At 69.0% G+C, this 17,802-nt stretch carries 16 protein-coding genes and 2 pseudogenes; 5 read left to right on the top strand and 13 right to left on the bottom strand.

Annotated features, from left to right (window positions below):
• Positions 1-116: 116 nt before the first annotated feature.
• Positions 117-1,817: an FAD-dependent monooxygenase gene (locus ACIPFH_RS16805; RefSeq protein ID WP_401827236.1), complete on the top strand. Its 1,701-nt coding sequence runs from the start codon at positions 117-119 to the stop codon at positions 1,815-1,817.
• 10 nt (positions 1,818-1,827) lie between these two features.
• Here the strand turns inward: ACIPFH_RS16805 and ACIPFH_RS16800 are convergent, their stop codons facing one another.
• The 12 genes and pseudogenes from ACIPFH_RS16800 to ACIPFH_RS16745 form a co-directional block, all read right to left on the bottom strand.
• Positions 1,828-2,412, bottom strand: coding sequence for a TetR/AcrR family transcriptional regulator (locus ACIPFH_RS16800; protein ID WP_401827235.1), 585 nt, complete (start codon positions 2,410-2,412; stop codon positions 1,828-1,830).
• A gap of 199 nt (positions 2,413-2,611) precedes the next feature.
• Complete coding sequence (locus ACIPFH_RS16795; protein ID WP_401827234.1) at positions 2,612-3,280, bottom strand: response regulator; 669 nt, start codon at positions 3,278-3,280, stop codon at positions 2,612-2,614.
• Entirely contained in the window at positions 3,277-4,560 is a 1,284-nt protein-coding gene (locus tag ACIPFH_RS16790; RefSeq protein WP_401827232.1) for a sensor histidine kinase, read from the bottom strand. Before ACIPFH_RS16790 ends, ACIPFH_RS16795 begins: the two co-directional genes overlap by 4 nt.
• Before the next feature lie 27 nt (positions 4,561-4,587).
• Positions 4,588-5,427 carry an ABC transporter permease gene (locus tag ACIPFH_RS16785; RefSeq protein WP_401827231.1) on the bottom strand — a complete coding sequence of 280 codons (840 nt, stop codon included), beginning with the start codon at positions 5,425-5,427 and terminating at the stop codon, positions 4,588-4,590.
• The gene (locus ACIPFH_RS16780; protein ID WP_401827230.1) at positions 5,424-6,371 is read right to left on the bottom strand and encodes an ATP-binding cassette domain-containing protein; all 948 of its coding nucleotides are present in this window, start codon (positions 6,369-6,371) and stop codon (positions 5,424-5,426) included. The genes ACIPFH_RS16785 and ACIPFH_RS16780 overlap by 4 nt, the downstream gene beginning before the upstream one ends.
• A gap of 422 nt (positions 6,372-6,793) precedes the next feature.
• Complete coding sequence (locus tag ACIPFH_RS16775) at positions 6,794-7,645, bottom strand: aldo/keto reductase (protein ID WP_401827228.1); 852 nt, start codon at positions 7,643-7,645, stop codon at positions 6,794-6,796.
• A gap of 95 nt (positions 7,646-7,740) precedes the next feature.
• A pseudogene (locus tag ACIPFH_RS16770) lies at positions 7,741-7,851 on the bottom strand (D-alanyl-D-alanine carboxypeptidase); the annotation flags it as partial.
• 145 nt (positions 7,852-7,996) lie between these two features.
• Complete coding sequence (locus ACIPFH_RS16765; RefSeq protein ID WP_401827226.1) at positions 7,997-8,959, bottom strand: amidohydrolase family protein; 963 nt, start codon at positions 8,957-8,959, stop codon at positions 7,997-7,999.
• Between the two features lie 524 nt (positions 8,960-9,483).
• A complete protein-coding gene (locus ACIPFH_RS16760; protein ID WP_401827224.1) occupies positions 9,484-10,974 on the bottom strand; it encodes an aldehyde dehydrogenase family protein in 1,491 nt (496 codons plus the stop codon).
• A 79-nt stretch (positions 10,975-11,053) separates the two neighbouring features.
• Positions 11,054-11,512, bottom strand: coding sequence for a zinc-binding dehydrogenase (locus ACIPFH_RS16755; protein ID WP_401827222.1), 459 nt, complete (start codon positions 11,510-11,512; stop codon positions 11,054-11,056).
• Between the two features lie 130 nt (positions 11,513-11,642).
• Positions 11,643-12,725 carry an amidohydrolase family protein gene (locus tag ACIPFH_RS16750; RefSeq protein ID WP_401827220.1) on the bottom strand — a complete coding sequence of 361 codons (1,083 nt, stop codon included), beginning with the start codon at positions 12,723-12,725 and terminating at the stop codon, positions 11,643-11,645.
• Between the two features lie 419 nt (positions 12,726-13,144).
• On the bottom strand, positions 13,145-14,035 hold the full coding sequence (locus ACIPFH_RS16745) for an aldehyde dehydrogenase family protein (RefSeq protein WP_401827219.1): 891 nt from the start codon (positions 14,033-14,035) through the stop codon (positions 13,145-13,147).
• A 743-nt stretch (positions 14,036-14,778) separates the two neighbouring features.
• On the opposite strand from ACIPFH_RS16745, the pseudogene ACIPFH_RS16740 reads away from it, so the two are divergent.
• Positions 14,779-15,258, top strand: a pseudogene (locus ACIPFH_RS16740) (peptidase); the annotation flags it as partial.
• On the opposite strand, the gene ACIPFH_RS16735 reads toward ACIPFH_RS16740, so the two are convergent.
• Positions 15,216-15,341: a hypothetical protein gene (locus ACIPFH_RS16735; protein ID WP_401828088.1), complete on the bottom strand. Its 126-nt coding sequence runs from the start codon at positions 15,339-15,341 to the stop codon at positions 15,216-15,218. The pseudogene ACIPFH_RS16740 and the gene ACIPFH_RS16735 overlap by 43 nt on opposite strands.
• Positions 15,342-15,424: 83 nt before the next feature.
• Between ACIPFH_RS16735 and ACIPFH_RS16730 the strand changes: the two genes are divergently transcribed.
• From ACIPFH_RS16730 to ACIPFH_RS16720, 3 genes are all read left to right on the top strand, one after another.
• Positions 15,425-15,952 (top strand): hypothetical protein, encoded by a 528-nt coding sequence (locus ACIPFH_RS16730; protein WP_401828087.1) that lies wholly within the window; start codon positions 15,425-15,427, stop codon positions 15,950-15,952.
• 490 nt (positions 15,953-16,442) lie between these two features.
• Positions 16,443-16,613, top strand: coding sequence for a hypothetical protein (locus tag ACIPFH_RS16725; protein WP_401827217.1), 171 nt, complete (start codon positions 16,443-16,445; stop codon positions 16,611-16,613).
• Between the two features lie 539 nt (positions 16,614-17,152).
• A complete protein-coding gene (locus ACIPFH_RS16720; RefSeq protein WP_401827216.1) occupies positions 17,153-17,800 on the top strand; it encodes a (2Fe-2S)-binding protein in 648 nt (215 codons plus the stop codon).
• The last annotated feature ends 2 nt before the right edge of the window (positions 17,801-17,802 follow it).

Below are 17,802 nucleotides of genomic sequence, written 5' to 3'. Positions count from 1 at the left end.
AAAGTCTTGTGTTTTTCCAGGTCTTCCCTACGGCGACACGCTCGTGTAACTCTGACCCCGGTTCAAGAGATGGGACCATGAACGGTCCGACCCTCGCTCAGGAAGGCAGATCTTCAATGTCCGACCAGCACGAGAGAGCCGCATCCCGGCGCGTCCTGGTCGTGGGAGCAGGGCCTGTAGGCCTCGCCCTCGCGACCGAGTTGGGATGGCGTGGCATACCGGTCACGGTGATCGATCAGGGCGACGGCCACGTGCCCTTTCCCGCAGGCGAGGCGATCTTTTCGCGCACCATGGAACACCTGCGCCGCTGGGGTTGCGCGGAAGAGGCACGCACGGAGTCCGCACCGCCCCCGGACTACCCGCACCGAACGGTGTTCGCCACCTCCGCCACGGGGCAAGTCCTCACCGACTTCGACTACGGGGTCACCAATCGGTCTGCGGGCGTGTACACCCCGCTGACGCCGGAGGGTCCCGCGTTCCTGTCCAAGTTCTCCTTCGTGCCGTTGCTCGCACGCACGGCCAGTGAACTGCCGGGAGTCGAGATCAGGTACGGCACCCGCCTGGAGACGATGGAGCAGGACTCCGAGGGTGTCCTGGCAGTGGTGCGCGACGTGGCGAGCGGCGCCACCGAGACACTGGCCGGCACGTACCTGGTGGCCTGCGACGGAGGCCGCAGCGGCATCCGTCGGGCGCTCGGCATCGAGTTCGAGGGCATGTTCGCCCAGGGTCACAACTTCGCTGTGCACTTCCGTGCGCCACAGCTACTGGACCTGCTGCGGGAGCGGCTGGGCGGCCCCGCGGTGCAGATCCACACCCTGTCGTCGGCGCGCAGGCCGTACATCACGGTCGTCAACGGCGTGGACGAATGGCGGCTCTCGGTCTACCTGGACAAGGAGCCCGACCCCGATGACGCGGTCGCCTGGATACGCGAGGCCGTCGGTGCGCCGATCGATGTGGAGATCCTCGCTGCGCAGCCCTGGAGCGGACACTGTGTCGTGGCCCGCACCTACCGTGAGGGGCGGGTGTTCCTCGCGGGCGACGCGGCGCATCTGCTGTGGCCCAAGGGGGGCTTCGGCGCCAACACCGGGATCGGTGACGCCGTGGACCTCGGCTGGAAGCTCGCCGCGACACTCCAGGGATGGGGAGGCCCGGCCCTCCTGGACAGCTACGAGCAGGAGCGGCGGCCGATCGCCGTCCGCAACGTCACCGAAGCCTCCAGCAACTGGAGGGCCGACGCGCAGCTCGTCCCCGATCCCGCGCTCGACCGCGTGGACGCGGAAGGCGAACGGCTGCGACGTGAGGTGGGCGAGGAGATCCGCCGGTCCCGGGCCAAGGAGTTCCGCTGTACGGGCGTCCAGCTCGGTTACCGCTACAGCGGGTCCCCGATCTGCGTGCCGGACGGCAGTCCTGAGCCGCCCGACGAGCCGGACGAGTACGTTCCGTCGACGTGGCCCGGCTGCCGCGCACCGCATGTCTGGCTGCCCGACGGCAGTTCGGTGCTCGACCACTTCGGGCGCGGGTTCACGCTCGTGGTCTCGGGTTCCGCGGACCCGATGCCTCTGGTGGAGGCCGCGCGCGGGTGTGGTGTGCCGTTGACGGTGCTGCGCCTCGCCGACCCGGCCACCGCGGAGCTGTACGAGCGGCCACTCGTCCTCGTCCGCCCGGACGGCCACGTCGGCTGGCGGGGTCCGCAGGCTCCCGCGGATCCCGTAGCCGTGCTCGACATGCTCCGCGGGGCGACCCTCACGCCCCGGGACGCCAAAGCGGTCGGTGCAAGGCAGACGGCATCAGCGGGGGTCGGGACTCACCTCGTCTGAGGCACCGCGCTCAGCGCTTCCGCCCCTTGGCCCCCGAACTCTTGGCCAGGACGGACTCCATCAAAAAACGGATCATCTCGTGGGCCGGCCTGTTCCAGTCGTTGGGCACGTGCACCCCTTCGAACACGGCGACCGCGACATCGCGGACGAGCGCGGCATCGACGCCAGGGGCGTCGTCGAGGCCGCGCTCGGCCATGAGCTCGTCGATCAGTCCGACGATCCAGTTCAGGAAGGTGTTGTGGGCCTCCCGGACCGCCTCCGAATGAGGAAGCCGGTCGTGCATGGCCTGGTGCAGCGGCCGGGAATAGCGCATGTCGGACAGCCCGCGCACCAGGCGGCTCAGTGGGTCGGCACCGGCCTGTTCCTCGTTCAGGATGCGGATCTCGCGACTGAGCATGCGGTTCATGACGGCGGCGAAGATGTGGTCCTTGGAATCGAAGTACCAGTAGACGTTGCCCCGGGCCACACCGGCGGCGGCACTGATGTCGGCCATCGTCGTCTTGTCGTAGCCCTTCGCCAGAAAGAGCTCGGTGGCCGCGGCTAGCAGATCACCCGTGCGCTCCTCCCGGGGAATCTGCTGGCGGTTCCGCGGCATCCCGACTCCTCCCATGAGTTCACCACATCTCACGTGAGTCTAGACACCCGGCAGACCGCCCCCTGCCCAGGAGAAGGAGTGCTGTGCCCACCGGGCCCCGGCGAGGCCCTGCGGTCGCCGGTGGCACAACAAAAGGCACCTTACAATCGGCGCTCAGTTCCCGGGCCAACGGCGCTCCTCAAGGCCGCCGCCCGTCGGTTCACTCCACAGAGGGCCGGGCGAGGCCGTGGTCGTAGGCGAAGATCACGGCCTGGATGCGGTCACGGGCACCGATCTTGGCCAGGACCCGGCCGACATGCGTCTTGACCGTGGACTCGGACACAACGAACCGCGCGGCGATCTCCCCGTTGGTCCAGCCCTTGCCGACGGCCACGAGGATCTCGCGTTCACGGTCGGTCAGCGAGGTGAGCCTCGGGTCCTCGGCGGGGTCAGTTCTGTGGGAGGGGACGTACTGGGCGAACTCGTCAAGGAGGCGGCGGGTGAGAGCGGGCGCGATGACGGCGTCGCCGACGGCGACCGCGCGGATCCCGGCAAGGAGTTCTTCGGGGCGGGCGTCCTTGAGGAGGAAGCCGCTGGCGCCGGCGCGGAGGGCGGCGTGGACGTATTCGTCGAGGTCGAAGGTGGTGAGCACGAGGACGCGTGAACGGCCGCCCTCGGCGACGATGCGGCGGGTGGCCTCGATGCCGTCCATGCCGGGCATGCGGACGTCCATCAGGACGACGTCCGGTCGCAGTTCTGCCGTCTTGCGGACCGCTTCGGCGCCATGGGCGGCCTCACCGACGACGTCGGTCTCGGGGACGGAGTCCAGGAGCAGGTGGAAGCCGTAGCGTTGCAGCTGCTGGTCGTCCACGATGAGCACGGTGGTCATCGGTCACCGCCGCTTCCGGGTGTGAGGTCGAGGACGGCCTCGATGCTCCATCCTCCGCCAACCGCCGGTCCCGCGCTGACGGTGCCGCCGTACAGAGCGGCTCTTTCTCGCATGCCCACCAGGCCATGTCCTTCCTCGTTCGGCGGTCCGGGTGACGTGGCCGGGCCGGTGTCCTGGACCCGGATGGTCAGCCGGCTGTCCTCGACGAGGATCGCCAGGTGTACCCGGGTGTCGGTGTCGGCGTGCTTCAAGGTGTTGGTGAGGGCTTCCTGGACGATGCGGTACACCGTCAGCTGCACCCCGCTGTCCAGGGCGTCCACGTCGCCGGAGGTGCGGTAGACGACCTCCAGTCCGGCGGAGCGCACCTTGGCGCACAGTGCGTCGATGTCCGCGAGGCCGGGCTGTGGGCTGAGATCGGGCCCGCCCGGTGGGCCTCCCCCGGCCTCGCGCAGTACGCCGAGCACGCGCCGCAGCTCGCCGAGGGCCTGGCGTCCGGTGTCGCCGATGAGCTGCAGGGCCTCCTTGCCTCGTGCGGGTGCGATGTCCGTGGCGTAGGCGCCGGCGTCGGCGAGCGTGATGATGACGGACAGGTTGTGGCCGACGATGTCGTGCATCTCGCGGGCGACCCGGGTGCGTTCGGTGGCCGTGGCCAGCCTGCTGCGCTGGTCGCGCTCGATCTCCAGCCGGGCGGCCCTCTCGCGCAGTCCGGCGAGCTGGGCCCGGCGGATCCGGACCATCATGCCGAGCGCGAGGGCCGCGGTCGCCGTGCTCAGCAGGAAGAACAGCGCATCCCCTACGGACACAACCGCGGACACCTGTACGGCGACCAGTACCATCGCACCCGCCATGGCCGCACAGGCCCACGGCAGCTGTCGCAGCCGCCCGTGCAGGGCCAGGCTGTACAGGGCGACGAAGAGGGCGATGTCCGCACGCATCGCGGCGCCCAGGGACCACTGCAGGACGAACACCGCGGCGATGACGCCGAACGCCACCGCGGGCGTGCGCCGCCGCCACAGCAGGGGCAGTGTCAGTCCGGCCTGCAGGGCCAGCATCCCCGCGATGGGCAGGTGGGTGAAGGCGACCCGGAAACGGGGCGGGCTGTCGCCGTCGTCCACACCGCCGTGGATCAGGTCGGGCAGGCAGAACATCAGGAAGAGCAGGACGACGACCGCGGTGTCCAGGACCCATGGATGGGTCCGGTCGGCCTGCCGCAGCCGCTGGCCGCCCCGGGACATTCGGGCGACCAGCGGTCCCATCCCGCTGATGTCATCGGTGGTCACAGACGTCACCTGTCCGTGGTGCGGGCGTCAGACGTCACTGCGTACGAGCCGGTACGCCGCGCCGCCCAGTGCCAGCGCCGTCCAGCACAGGAGGACCAGCAGTCCGGCGCCCGGCGACAGGGCCGTGGAGTCGTGGGTCAGGGCGAACATCGACTCACCTGCGTTGGACGGCAGGTAGGGGCTGATGTCGTCCTGCCAGGAGCTGGGCAGCAGGGAGATCAGTCCGGGGATCAGCATCAGGCTGGCCACCAGGACAGAGATGCCGCCGGCCACCGACCGCAGCAGCGCGCCCAGGGCGGCGCCGATCACCCCGACCAGGCCGAGGTAGAGCCCCGCGCCGAGCAGGCTGCGCAGGACGCCCGCGTGGGAGAAGCTCATGGCCGCGGGCGTGCCCGAGACGATGCCGCTCCCGATCAGGAAGGTGACGAACGCACCCAGCGTCCCCACCACCAGCGCGACCAGTCCGAACACGGCCGCCTTGGACCACAGCACGGGCAGCCGGCGGGGCACCGCCGCGAGTGTCGAGCGGATCATGCCGGTGGAGTACTCGCCCGCCGTGACCAGCACGCCGAGCACGCCCAGGGCCAGCTGGGCGAAGTTCGTACCGAACAGGGACAGGCTCACGGTCGTCGAATTGGCGAAGTCCGAGTCCATGTTGCCGGAGTCGATTCCCGACTTGTAGCGGCTCGCGGCGATGAGGCCGAAGGCGACAAGGAAGAGCAGGCCCAGGCCCAGGGTGATCCAGGTCGAGCGCAGGGACCACAGCTTGGCCCATTCGGAGGCGAGTACGCGCCGTCCGGTCACCCGGTAGACGGGGCGGGCGGGGGTCGTACGGGGTTCCTCGGCGGTTGCGGTGAGGGTGCTCATGCGGGCCTCCCGGCGGCCTCGAAGGTCTCGATCCCGGTCGTGGAGCCGTGGTACTCCACGGCATCCCTGGTCAGGTCCATGAACGCCTCCTCCAGCGACACGGTTCGCGCGCTCAGCTCGAACAGCGCGATTCCGTGCTCGGCGGCCTTCAGCCCGATCTCGCGAGCGGTCAGCCCCGTCACCTGGAGCTCCTCGGAGCCGACCTGCCCCGTGATGTCGACGCCCGGCCCGGCCAGCACGTCCCGCAGCCGCGCCGGGTCCTCGGTCGCCACCTTCACCGTGTCGCCGCCCGCCTCGCGGATCAGGTCCGCGACGGTGGTGTCGGCCAGCAGCCGGCCACGTCCCACGATGATGAGGTGGTCCGCCACCAGGGCCATCTCGCTCATCAGGTGCGAGGACACGAACACCGTCCGGCCCTCGTCGGCGAGCCCCTTGAGCAGGTTGCGGATCCAGAGCACACCCTCCGGGTCCAGCCCGTTGACCGGCTCGTCCAGCATCACCGTCTGCGGATCGCCCAGCAGCGCCGCCGCGATGCCCAGCCGCTGCCCCATGCCGAGGGAGAAGGCACCGGCCCGCTTCTTCGCCACGCTGCCCAGTCCGGCGAGGTCGATCACCTCGTCGACCCGGCGGCCCGGAATGCCATGAGTCAGCGCGAGGGCTTTGAGGTGGTTGTACGCCGAGCGGCCCGGGTGGATCGACTTCGCCTCCAGGAGCGCGCCGACCTCCTGGAGCGGGGCCTGGTGGCGGGCGTAGGGGTGGCCGTTCACGGTGACGGAGCCACTCGTGGGTGCGTCGAGGCCGACGATCATGCGCATGGTCGTGGACTTGCCCGCGCCGTTGGGCCCCAGGAAGCCGGTCACCGTGCCCGGCTTCACGACGAAGTCCAGCCCGTCGACGGCCGTCTTGTCGCCGTACCTCTTGGTCAACTGCCGTGCATCGATCATGCGCTTTCTTTCTCTCGGGCTCCGGCGTCCGTCACTTCGACGCCGCACCGGCAACGCTAAGTGCCGAAGCACTCCGACCCGGTGGTACCAGGAGGCTGAAAACCGAGGGGCACGTGGTACTGCGGTACTACGCCACTACCTGCGGTGATTCCCGTGTTCACCGGTTCCGCGGTGGTCGCAGCAGGCATCCGGCCACCGCGGAGCGCGAGCGCCGACGCCGCACCTGGCGCCCCGGCACGGGGGGCGTACTGGGCCCACTCGTTCCGCGCTCGACCAGGCGTAGCTGACACACCGTCACGCACCGCTGGGCGATGACGAAGAAGACGATGACCACGGCCTGGTGCGGCTCCCTGCGATCGCGCCCGTCATGACAACGACGCTGGTGGCGGTTGTCCCTGAGGCGTTTCGACAGTCCTCGGATGTCAGGAGAGGTCGGCGAGGTCTTCTTCGCTGAGGGTGATCCCGGCGACGGCCATGTTGTCCTCCAGGTGCGAGAGGGAGCCCGTGCCAGGTATGGCCAGGGTCACCGGCGAGGAGGTCAGCAGCCAGGCCAGGCCGATCTGCGACACGGCGGCGCCGTGCCGGGACGCGACCCTGATCAGTCGCACGTCGTCGAGTCCCCGGCCGCCGCCCATCGGGAAGAAGGGCACGAACGCGATGTCGGCCTCCTCACAGGCGGCCAGCAACTCCACGTCGTCACGCTTGGCGGCGTGGAACTGGTTCTGCACCGCCACGACCGGGGCGATCGCGCGGGCCTCCGCGAGATGGGCGGCGTCGACGTTGCTGAGGCCGAGGTGACGGATCAGTCCCTCCTCCCGCAGCGCGGCGAGCGCCTCGAAGCGCTCGGCGAGCGACTCGCCGTGCGGGGGTTCCATCCGACCGATGCGCAGGTAGACCAGATCGAGGCGGTCCACGCCCAGGCCATCGAGGTTGGCCTCCACCAAGCCGCGTATGTCGGCCGGGGTGGCGGCCCGGCGGAAGCCATCGGGGCGGCGGATGGGGCCCACCTTGGTGGCGATGACCAGGTCGGACGCGTAAGGGTGGAGGGCCTCGCGGATCAGGGTGTTCGCGCGCACCGCACCGCCGGCGCTGACGTAGAAGTCCGCGGTGTCGATGTGGTTGACACCCAGTTCGACGGCACGGCGAAGTACGGCACGGCCGGTCTCGGGGTCACGAGCCGACCCACCCATGCCCTCCCTGGACGGCAGGCGCATGGCACCGAAGCCGAGCCGGTTGACGACCAGGTCGCCTCCGAGGCGGAATTCATCGCTCATGGGGCCCAGCCTGTACGGCCCCACAACGTGCTGACGAGGAGTGTTGTTGATCATGGACTTTCCTACTTTCTCACGGCCGCCTGCACCGTTCAGCATCCGTCCTGGGCACGCGTGAGGCCGGAAAGAGCGAAAGCACCGGTGAGGGTGCTGGTCTTGGCCTTGACCTTTCCGACCGTGCACCAGGAGTCCGAGGTGTCGAACCGCCCCACTCACCCGTTGGGCGGGCTGGGAGGCCAAGTCCTGTCAGCCGGAGTCGGTGCGGGGACGGCAGCGACCCGGGCGGGTTTTCTCCTGCCCAGGACGCAGCGGGGCCGCTCCCCGTTTCTGGCGGCAGGCGGCTGAACCAGCGGTTCAGCTTCTGCCGGCGCGGCGGCCGGCAGTCGGGAACAGGTCCCAGCCACGATGGCCGAGTTGGTCGGCCTCCCCTTCGACCAGCACGCGGGAGTCACGGAGCGCCCGGATATTGGCCGTCAACGTCTCGTCCGTATTGCACGGCGCGCCGCTGTCGGAGCCGTAGACCAGGTGTTCACGCGGGACCATGGCGAGCGCCGGCGCGAGACTGGCGTCGGCTCCCGCGTTGCCGGTGTCCAGGTACAGCCTGGCCAGATGCTCGCGGATCTCCTCCCGGGTGATGTTCTGCGAGTTGGGCACCCAGGGCTCCGCCCCCAACTGCCCCAGCCGTCCGGACATCGCGGGCAGCGCTCCACCGGCATGGGCAAGGATCACAGTCAGGTCCGGGTAACGGCGGAACACCCCGGCGTAGAGCATGTCGACAACGCTCCGGGCGGTCTCGAACGCCACGTCCATCAAGGCGGCGGGGAGGCCGAGTTGCGCCGGCGCGATCGTATTCGGGTGGGCGAAGACAACGGCACGACGGCGGTTCAGCTCGGCCCACACCGGTTCCAGCCGCTCGTCACCGAGAAACACCCCGTTGTACCGGGCGCTGACCGCGTATCCGTCAGCGTGCAGGTCCGATTGGGCCCGTTCGATCTCGGCCAGCGCCGCCTCAGGATCGTCGGTGGGAAGTGCTGTCAACAACCCGAACCTGGTCGGATGGTCCGCGACGACCTTCGCTCCGTAGTCGTTGGAATCACGCAATGCCTGCAGCGAGGGGGTGTGGATGTTACTGAGCAGCTGCATGGCGGTACCGGTCCGGTCCATGTGGTCCAAGGCGGACTCCGGACTCCAGGAATACGGCTGTGTCGCCAGGAACCGCATCGCGCGCAGGCCTTCCCACTGCTTGAGCCGCTGCTCTTCGGTGAGCGGCGGCAAGAAGTGCGCGTGAACATCCACCCACCCATTGACCAACGTCATGCTTCCTGTCCTTCCGTCAGCACAGCCGTCGACGACCGCGCTCAACTCCATGACTCTGGGCAGCCCCGCCTACCGGAGCATTCCGATCCGAACGCGGCACTCATTCACATCTGTTCGCTTCGCATCCCACGCTGACGCCGTCGAACTGAAGCCGGCAGAGGTGCAGAAGTGCCGCTTCCCACGGCGTCGACGGTTGGCGGGCACCTGCCTGCGGCCGTCATGCATCTGGTTTCCCGTCATGCACGCGTACGCCGCCGAGGAGGCCGCCCATGGGCAGCACCTTCATTCTGGGGCGGGACGGCCCCACGCCCGGCCGTCATTTCTGACGGTTCTGCCTGGCCAAACGGGCAGACTGCGCGGCCACAACGCCCGAGCAGGGCTGTTGCGAAGTTAGTTGATCTTGTGTCTGGCCAGCGGGCCGTGTCCGGGATCTTCCAGGCCCCTCAGTTGGAAGAGCCGCGTGTCGAGTGCTTGCTCGTAGGGCATCCCCTGGCATCCGGACCAGTTCGAACCGAGCAGCTTGTTCACTGGGCTCGTCCGGTGACTTCGAGGGCCGGCGCCCAGCGTGGCATCTCGCCCCTCCCGGAGACCAGGCGGATGCTCTTGCTGTAGCCGTACTCGCGCAGGGTTTCCGCCGCGGTTTCCCGGCCGTAGCCGCTCGCGCCGACTCCGCCGAACGGCGTGCCCGTGAAATTCCGGTTGTAGTTGTTCACGAAGACGAACCCGGTGCGCAGCGCGCGGCTGACCCGCAGTGCGCGTTCGGAGTCCGGCGTGAACACCGCGGCGACCAGGCCGAAGTCGGTGCCGTTGGCGATCCTGATGGCCTCGTCCTCGTCGTGGAACGGGATCATCGAGATGACCGGGCCGAAGATCTCCTCCTGCGCGATGCGCATGTCCGGGCGAACGCCGGTGAACAGCGTCGGCGCGACGTAGAAGCCGCCCGCCAGCTCCGGGTCGTCGGGGAGCGGAGCCTGCGCCGCGATGGTGGCACCCTCCTGGACGCCTATGTCGATGTAGTCCAGCACCCGCTTGCGCTGGGCGGCGGACACCATCGGTCCGATGTGCGTGCCGGGATGGACGCCGTTGCCGACGCGCAGCCGCTTCACCGCGTTGCCGTAGCGGCGCGCGACCTCGTCGTAGATATCGGCGTGTACCAGGACGCGGGACGCCGATGTGCAGGCCTCGCCCTGGTTGTAGAGGCCGCCCTCGATCGCCCACGGCAGCGCCAGGTCGAGATCCGCGTCCTCGAAGATGATGAACGGGTCCTTGCCACCGAGCTCCATCAGGGTCGGGGTCAGGTTGTCGGCAGCGGTCTTGATGACTGAGACGCCTGTGGTGGGCGACCCGGTGAACGAGATCTTGCCGACGAGCGGGTGGCCGGCGAGCCGGGACCCGATCGAGCCGGTGCCGGGAATGATGTGGACCACATCGTCGGGCAGCACGGACTGGATGATCTCCACCATGCGCATGGATGAGAGCGGAGCCTGCTCCGGCGGCTTGATCACCACCGCGTTGCCGACGGCCAGCGCCGGGGCCAGCTTGCTCGCGGTGTGGATCGGCGGCCAGTTGAACGGCACGATCGCGGCGATGACCCCGTAGGGTTCGAGCACCGTGATGTCCAGCAGACTTCCGCCGTCGTTGACCTGGCCGGGCATGGAGTCGCACAGGCTCGCGAAGAACTCGAAGATCCCGATCGCCGCGTTCACGTCCCCGTTGCGCGCCTGGGTCAGTGGTTTGCCGTTGTCGCTGCACTCCAGGGCAGCGATCTCGTCGGCGTGCTCGCGCACCGCCTGAGCGATCTTGCGCAGCCAACTGCCGCGCTCGCGGGCGGTGCGGGCCTTCCAGGAGAAGTGCGCGTCGTAGGCCGCCTGTACGGCCTGGTCGACTTCCTTGTCGCCGGCGCCGTGCACGACGGCCAGTGGCGCGCCGGTCGCGGGGTTGTCGACGGTGAACTGATCGGCGGCGTCCTTGGACGACCACCGGGTGCGGATCTCGGGTTGTGACGACTTGGCCACGGCCTGGCTCCGTTCAGAGGTGTGCTTGGTTTGACGGCTCGCTCGCAGGATGCGGTGGCAGCCGGTCGATGACGGCCCGTCAGGGCCTGAGAACGATCTTGCCATTCGTGTGTCGGCGCTCCAGTTCGCGGAAGGCATCGCGGACTTCGTCGAGCCGGTAGACGCCTGCGATGGGGATCTCCAGATCCCCGTCGGCGATCAGCGTGGCGAGGTCCCTCAGAACGTCGGCACTTGCCGCTGCCGCGCTGCCCTCCGCCTTGGTGCCGTGCTTCGCCGCGCCGGGAAAGTCGATGATCGTGTTGATCCGTTCACCGGACACACCGAGTTCCAGGGCCAGTTCGACGTAGGGAGCGCCGAAGGTGTCGATGAAGGCGTCGATCGGGCCGCCGGCCGCCGCCCGGATTCGCCCGCCGACATCCTCGCCGTAGGCCCACGGGATCGCTCCGTGCCGGGCAAGCCATGCATGGCGGGGCTCGCTCGCCAGACCGATGACGGTGGCTCCGGCGTGCCGCGCGAGTTGGACGACGAGAGAACCCACGCCACCTGCGGCGCCGGAGACGACGACGGTCTCACCGTACTCGGCGAATCGCACTGCTTTTGGCATCGTGGCTCCTCAGGTCGCACCGCGGGTGAAGGGAATCGGGACCACGCGGCGGACTGTCGGTCGTTCACAGTCCCAGAAGGCGTTCGGCGTTGCCGTGCGCGATGCGCGCGAGGTCGGCCGGCGCATACGGTGCGGAACGCAGGAACGCCACCGCCTCGGCGCTGGACTCGAACGGGTAGTCGATGGAGAACAGCACCCGGTCGACACCGACCGCATGGACGGCTCCCAGCAGCGCGGCATGGGACATGACTCCGCTGGTGGTGACGTACACGTTGTTGCGCAGGTAGTACGAGGGCAGGTGCTGCACCCGCTGCTCAACGGGCACTTGGGGGTAGCGGCTGTCGAGCCGGGCCATCTGGAACGGCAGCAGCTCGCCCATGTGCCCCAATGTCACCGAGGCGCCCGGGAACTCGTCGAACACGCCGCCGTAGATCAGCCGGAGCGCATGGGCACCCGTCGTCGCGGTCCAGCCCCAGGACGGCCCGACCAGCACGGGATACCCGTCAAAGACACGCCAGTTGTCAGCCGGGATAACGGCCGGATGCAGATACAGCGTCACGCCGAGGCGCTCCAGCTCGGCCCATACCGGCCTGAACTGCGGCTCGTCCAGGTAGTGCCCCCGCACATGGTCGTTGTACAGCACGCCCTTGAACCCAAGCTCCTCAACCGCCCGGCGCAGCTCCACGACCGCGGCCTTCGGATCCTGCAACGGAAGGGCCGCAAAGCCCGCGAACCGGTTCGGATGACCGGCGACCGCCTTGGCCAGATAGTCATTGACCCGCCGCGCCACGGCCACGGCCTCCGCCGGATCCTCGATCACTTCCAGACCCGGCGTGGAATACGAGAGGACCTGCATGTCGACCCCGTTGGCGTCCATGTCCGCCAGCCGCAGCTCGCTCATGTCGTCCAGACGCCTGAACCACTCCTGCTTGATCGCGTCCGGCACGTCCATGCGCTGACGGATCGCTGCCTCCTGCCGGATGGCTCCAGGAACGGAGAACGCCTCTTCCACAGCCACAATGCGCATCTTCTTCTCCTTCTTGGCGTTCCGATGGTCCTTCAAGCCGCCGACCGTCGCGGAGACACCGCTGCCGGGCACCGCCTCGGCAGCGAACGCGGGTTGTCCCGCCACCAGACCGCCGACCACAGCTACTCCTCCGGCAGCCGCGGCCGCGGCGATGAATCTCCGCCGGGTCGCTGGGGTCGGGGGCCCGGCGGGTGGAGTCACGCCTTGGCCGGGACGTTCGTTGGACATGTCCGTTCTCCCTCGATGTTGGCGCGGTGGTTGTCGGGAGGTACCAATCGCTGTCGCGCTCCGCGAAGGTGCGCGTCGTTTTCTCCCGGTGGTCCGACGGCCCTCCGAGCCGCCGCCATCGGGCCGTGTCGGCGGGCACGGCCTCGGCTGGTTGTGGTCGGCTCACACCATCGGCGGGCCTCGCACGGCGACCGGGTCCGAGGTGCTGCGCTGTCTCGGACTGGTGCCAGGCCGGTCAATGACCGGTCGCGTGACGGGGTGGATGCCAGACCGGGCTCGGCCCGAACCATTCGCCTCTGCCCGTCAGTTGGTCAGCTGGTCGGGTCTGTCTTCTCGCTACCCTCGGCCAGGATCCTGTTGCGCACGCCGGCGAGGGCACCCGCCATCGCGCCCGCGGGCCTGCCGAAGGTGGTGGCCGAGAACTGGGCGGGGCCGGTCTTGGCGGTGAAGGAGTGCGGGTAGGCGAACTCCCGGAGTCCTTCATCTCCTTGCTTGCGCCCGTAACCGCTGTCGCCGCGACCGCCGAAGGGCACGGCGGGGTTGATGGAGAACACCAGGGCATCGTTGATGCTGGTCATTCCGACGCGGAGCTGACGGGCAATGGCTTCGCCGCGGTCGCGGCTGAAGACCGCGCTGCCCAGTCCGTACCGGCCGCCGTTGATGTGGGCGATGGCCTCCTCCGTGTCGGTGACCTTGACGACGGCCAGCGTGGGCCCGAACGTCTCCTCCGTCACCGCCAGGGCGTCGGGGCTCACGCCGACGAGGATGGTGGGAGTGACATAGCGCTCCCCCACCGCCTCGATGCCACCGACAGTGGCTGTCGCGCCGCGATCGAGAGCGTCCTGGATGTGCTCCCGGATGATCGGGATCTGCGTGGGCAGGGGAACCGGCCCGAGCACCTCCACGCGGGCCTCATCGAGGGGCTTGCCGTTCTCGGCGTGGATGAGGGCAGTCCCCTCCTCGCCGCCTACGGCTATCTCCCGCCGCCATGCGCGCAGTCGCTCCGCGCGGCCCTCGAATCCGAGGTCCCACCAGGGCCCGGTGGATGAGCGGGCGGCAGCGACAGCCGCGGCGGCCTCTTCCTTGCCGGCCACGGGGTACCGGGCGAACTCTGCCCCGGTGGCCTGATCGACGGTGACCACCTCGCTCCCGTCCTGTCCGATGACTCCGTCACGCGTGATCGTTGGAGTGTTGTTGGTCACGGTCTCTCCCACTTTCTTACGACCGCCTGGACCCCAGCAGCACCCCGAGGGTGATGGGCAGGTGACGGACGCTGTGTTCGGCGCGATGAAGGGCCGCCATGTGACAGCAGGTGCGCGCCGACGTGAATGACTTCAGCGATGGCTCGAGGGCCTTGGCAAGTACTAGATTATCAACCTAATGATTGATGTCAAGCGCTTGATAACAAGCAGGCATTTGGGGCTCAGTCGGTGAGGTCGAGAGCAGCGCGGACGGCGCTGTCCGCATCGAGTCCGTGCTCGCGGCAAACGTCCTCCACCGATCCTGACTGCCCATCCGCGATGGCCCAGGGAGGAAGCAGGCACACGGTTGACGGCGGTATAGGCCTGTCGGACCAACCAACAACCACTAGGCCAAAGAACAGGCCCAGCAGATCAACGACCGGCTGCTTGACCTGCTACGCAAGGAACCGGCGACCGCTCCGCACGACGGCGGGGTCATCGTGATCGACGACTCCGGGGACCGCAAGGACGGCACCGCGACCGCACATGTGGGCCGGTAGCGGGTGGGCCGGTACGGCAAGACCGACAACGGCATCGTCACGGTGACCACGGCATGGACCGACGGCCGCGTGCACTACCGGCTGCACGCAACTCCCTATACCCCCGCCCATCACTTCCCTCGCGGCCCGCGGGAAGAACGAGCTTTTCCTGCCGGGTGGTGGTCGCCGACTACGCCTACTCCGTCAGCGACGGACTGGTCTCCCATGGAGGTCAAGTCGGCCCTGATGACCACCGCCACCACCAAGGACAGCGCGCGCAAGCCGATCCAGCGCTCCGGCGCCGCGGCCACCCCGCTCGACTACGGCGCCGGGCACGTCGCCCCGAACCCGGCCGACGACCCGGGCCTGGTCTACGACTCCACCTCCGCCGACTGGACGGCGTACCTGTGCGCCCTGGGCCAGCCCCCAGTGACCGTCGACGGCGGCGACGCCTGCGACACCGCCCGGAAGATCGACCCGAGCGACCTCAACTCCCCGACGATCTCGGTGGGTGACCTCGCGGGGAAGCAGACCGTGACCCGCACCGTCACCAACGTCTCCGCCGCCACCGGCGTCTACACCGCGACGCTGCAGACGCCGCCCGGCTATGAGGCCCAGGTCTCGCCGAAGAGGCTGGTCGTCCCGCCCGGCGGCTCGGCCACCTACCAGGTCGCCTTCACCCGCACCGACGCTGCCTGCGGGAAGTGGTCGTACGGATCGGTGAGTTGGAGCGACAAGGCCCACCGGGTGCACAGCGCCGTCGCCCTGCGGGCCTCGCCGGTCGACATTCCGGCCGAGGCGAGGCAAGGGCGCCACCGGCTCGGTCGCTTTCACCCCGAAGGTCGGCTTCGACGGCACCCTCACCGCCACCGTGCAGGGCCTGTACGCGGGCACGGTCAAGAGCGGCACCCTGACCGGCGTGAACACCGACTTCGACCCGTCGCGCCTGTCGCCCTCCGTGGCCAAGGCCGAGTTCACCGTTCCCGAGGGCGCCCGCCTGGCCCGCGTCGCGATCCTGTCCGCCGAACATCTCGCCGGCAGTGACCTGGACCTGTGGGTGCTGGACAAGGACGGCCACCTGCTCACCAGGCCGGGCGGCGGCAACGACGAGCATGCCGACCTCGAGCCGGGCACGTACACGGTGTACGTCATCCAGTACGCCCTGCCGCCGGGCGTCACCAGCCAGACGTACACCCTCCACACCTGGCTGACCGGCCCGGGCTCCCCCGACCACCCGGCCACTGTCACTCCAGCCGCGCACCCGGTCTCCCGGGGCGACACCGTCCCGACCACCGTCTCCTGGCGGAACCTCCCGCCCGGCGGCGTCTATCTGGGCCTGGTCGGCTACGGCGACGGCCCGGACACCGTCGGCACAACTGTCCTGACCGTCACCCCGTAGCGCAGGGGGTTTGACGTGAAGGTCGCAACAACCGGAGCTCAGTAAAGGAATGAATGGAGGCCACATACGAACGCAATTCTGAAGCTGTCTCACCAAACATTGAGCACTCAAGGAGATGTATATGAGTACCGTCATTGGCCAGTTCCGCAGGACGGCAGTGATGGCCGCCGTCCTGACTGCCGCACTGGGTCGAACAGCCACACCAGGGCCAGGCCTCCGCAGAGGGAGACCATGAGGGCGCGCCGGACGGCCGGGGAGAGCGGAGTATCGAGTTCCACGCCGCAAAGAGTACGGATGTACGGCCGGGCAGCGGGTCGGCCCGCAGGCCGATGTCGGCCACCTCGGACCGGTCTGGCGGCCGAGGACGAGAGCGGGCGTCCGGCGGGATCGTCGACGGCATGCAGATCCTCACCGTTCTCCAACTGGCCCTGGCGACGTTCGCCGGGCTGTGCCTCGTCCTGTGCGCCCTCGTCACCGTCGAGGCCACCCGATGAACTCGTACCGCACGACCGCCGCCCACCCCGTCCTGGTGGGCGCCGGTCTGAAGAAGTCCTACGGTCTGACCCGCGCCCTGGCCGGTGTCGACGTGTCCGTCGCGGCGGGCGAGTCGCTGGCGATCATGGGCATCCTCAACGCGCTTGTCCAGGCTAAGTGCATGTAGAGATATTAAGGTGGTTGATACAATCACGCTTGTTTGATGTGGATCAGAAGGTTAATGCTTGGCCTGTGTCCCCAACCCTGGCCTTGATCGCCGGTGACTGGTCGGTCAGCGGTGCCGCCTGTGTTCCGCCCTCGGTCGTCGGCTGCGACCTCCATCCGGTGGTCCTGCCTGCGGGCCCGCGGAACGACCTGGCCATCGATCTGGGTGCGCTGAGCGCAGCTGCGGCGCAGCGTCCGACCTCCGGTGACGTCCGACTGCCGGAATGCCGCGCCCGAGTCGGCGGTTCCTCGCCGCTCCGCCTGTCTCGCCGGGCGCGCGGGGGCGGTGCCGTGTCTCCCGGGTCAGGAGGACCAGCGCGCCGCGCTCGGCGCGAACCTGGGCCCCGAATCCGTCCCACCGTCCGGCGGCAGCCACTCCTCTCCTCCCGTCCCGAGGGGACGGCGGCCTGGTTGAGCAACGGGCATGGCACCCCTCCGCGGACGCCTCGGCCACCAATACGCCCCTGCCAAATACCCGCACCCCATCGAGGGAGAGTGGACATGTCCACCGAACATCCCGCGGAAGCAGAGACTTCCCCCGTCGAGCCTCCGTCCACGCCCACCCGGCGTACCTTCATCGCCACGACCACCGCCGCAGGAGGAGTCGCTGTGGTGGGCGGCCTGGTCGCGGGGCCGCCCGCGCTCGCCGCCGAGGAAGCGGTGGGCGCCGAGGAGCCGCCCGACAGCAGCGTTTCGTTGACGGTCAACGGTGTTCGGCGCACCGTCACGATCGACAACCGAACCTCGCTGCTGGACCTCCTGCGTGAGCATCTCGACCTGACCGGCTCGAAGAAGGGCTGCAATGCCGGTGCCTGCGGCGCCTGTACGGTCCTGGTCGACGGACGGCGGGTCAACTCCTGTCTGACGCTCGCGGTGCGCCTGGAGGGCGCCGCGGTCACCACGATCGAGGGCCTGGCGAAGGGCGACCAACTTCACCCGCTGCAGCAGGCGTTCATCGACCAGGACGCCTTCCAGTGCGGCTTCTGCACGTCGGGCCAGATCATGTCGGGCGTCGGGTGCATCCAGGAGGGCCACACCGGCTCCAGGGCGGAGATCCGGGAGTGGATGAGCGGCAACCTCTGCCGCTGCGGCTGCTACGTGAAGATCGAGCGCGCGGTCGAGCAGACCGCGGCCCGCCGGAAGGGTTGATC

This window comes from Streptomyces sp. NPDC088157 (assembly GCF_044741545.1).
GTDB lineage: Bacteria > Actinomycetota > Actinomycetes > Streptomycetales > Streptomycetaceae > Streptomyces.
This window is presented reverse-complemented; position numbering and strand designations above follow the sequence as displayed.

Bases quoted from the DNA above. Each gene is read 5' to 3' on its own strand.
- ACIPFH_RS16805 (WP_401827236.1), top strand. From the start codon at position 117: ATGTCCGACCAGCACGAGAGAGCCGCATCCCGGCGCGTCCTGGTCGTG.
- ACIPFH_RS16800 (WP_401827235.1), bottom strand. From the start codon at position 2,412: ATGCCGCGGAACCGCCAGCAGATTCCCCGGGAGGAGCGCACGGGTGAT.
- ACIPFH_RS16795 (WP_401827234.1), bottom strand. From the start codon at position 3,280: ATGACCACCGTGCTCATCGTGGACGACCAGCAGCTGCAACGCTACGGC.
- ACIPFH_RS16785 (WP_401827231.1), bottom strand. From the start codon at position 5,427: ATGAGCACCCTCACCGCAACCGCCGAGGAACCCCGTACGACCCCCGCC.
- ACIPFH_RS16780 (WP_401827230.1), bottom strand. From the start codon at position 6,371: ATGATCGATGCACGGCAGTTGACCAAGAGGTACGGCGACAAGACGGCC.
- ACIPFH_RS16775 (WP_401827228.1), bottom strand. From the start codon at position 7,645: ATGAGCGATGAATTCCGCCTCGGAGGCGACCTGGTCGTCAACCGGCTC.
- ACIPFH_RS16765 (WP_401827226.1), bottom strand. From the start codon at position 8,959: ATGACGTTGGTCAATGGGTGGGTGGATGTTCACGCGCACTTCTTGCCG.
- ACIPFH_RS16735 (WP_401828088.1), bottom strand. From the start codon at position 15,341: ATGTCGACCGGCGAGGCCCGCAGGGCGACGGCGCTGTGCACCCGGTGG.
- ACIPFH_RS16725 (WP_401827217.1), top strand. From the start codon at position 16,443: ATGAACTCGTACCGCACGACCGCCGCCCACCCCGTCCTGGTGGGCGCC.
- ACIPFH_RS16720 (WP_401827216.1), top strand. From the start codon at position 17,153: ATGTCCACCGAACATCCCGCGGAAGCAGAGACTTCCCCCGTCGAGCCT.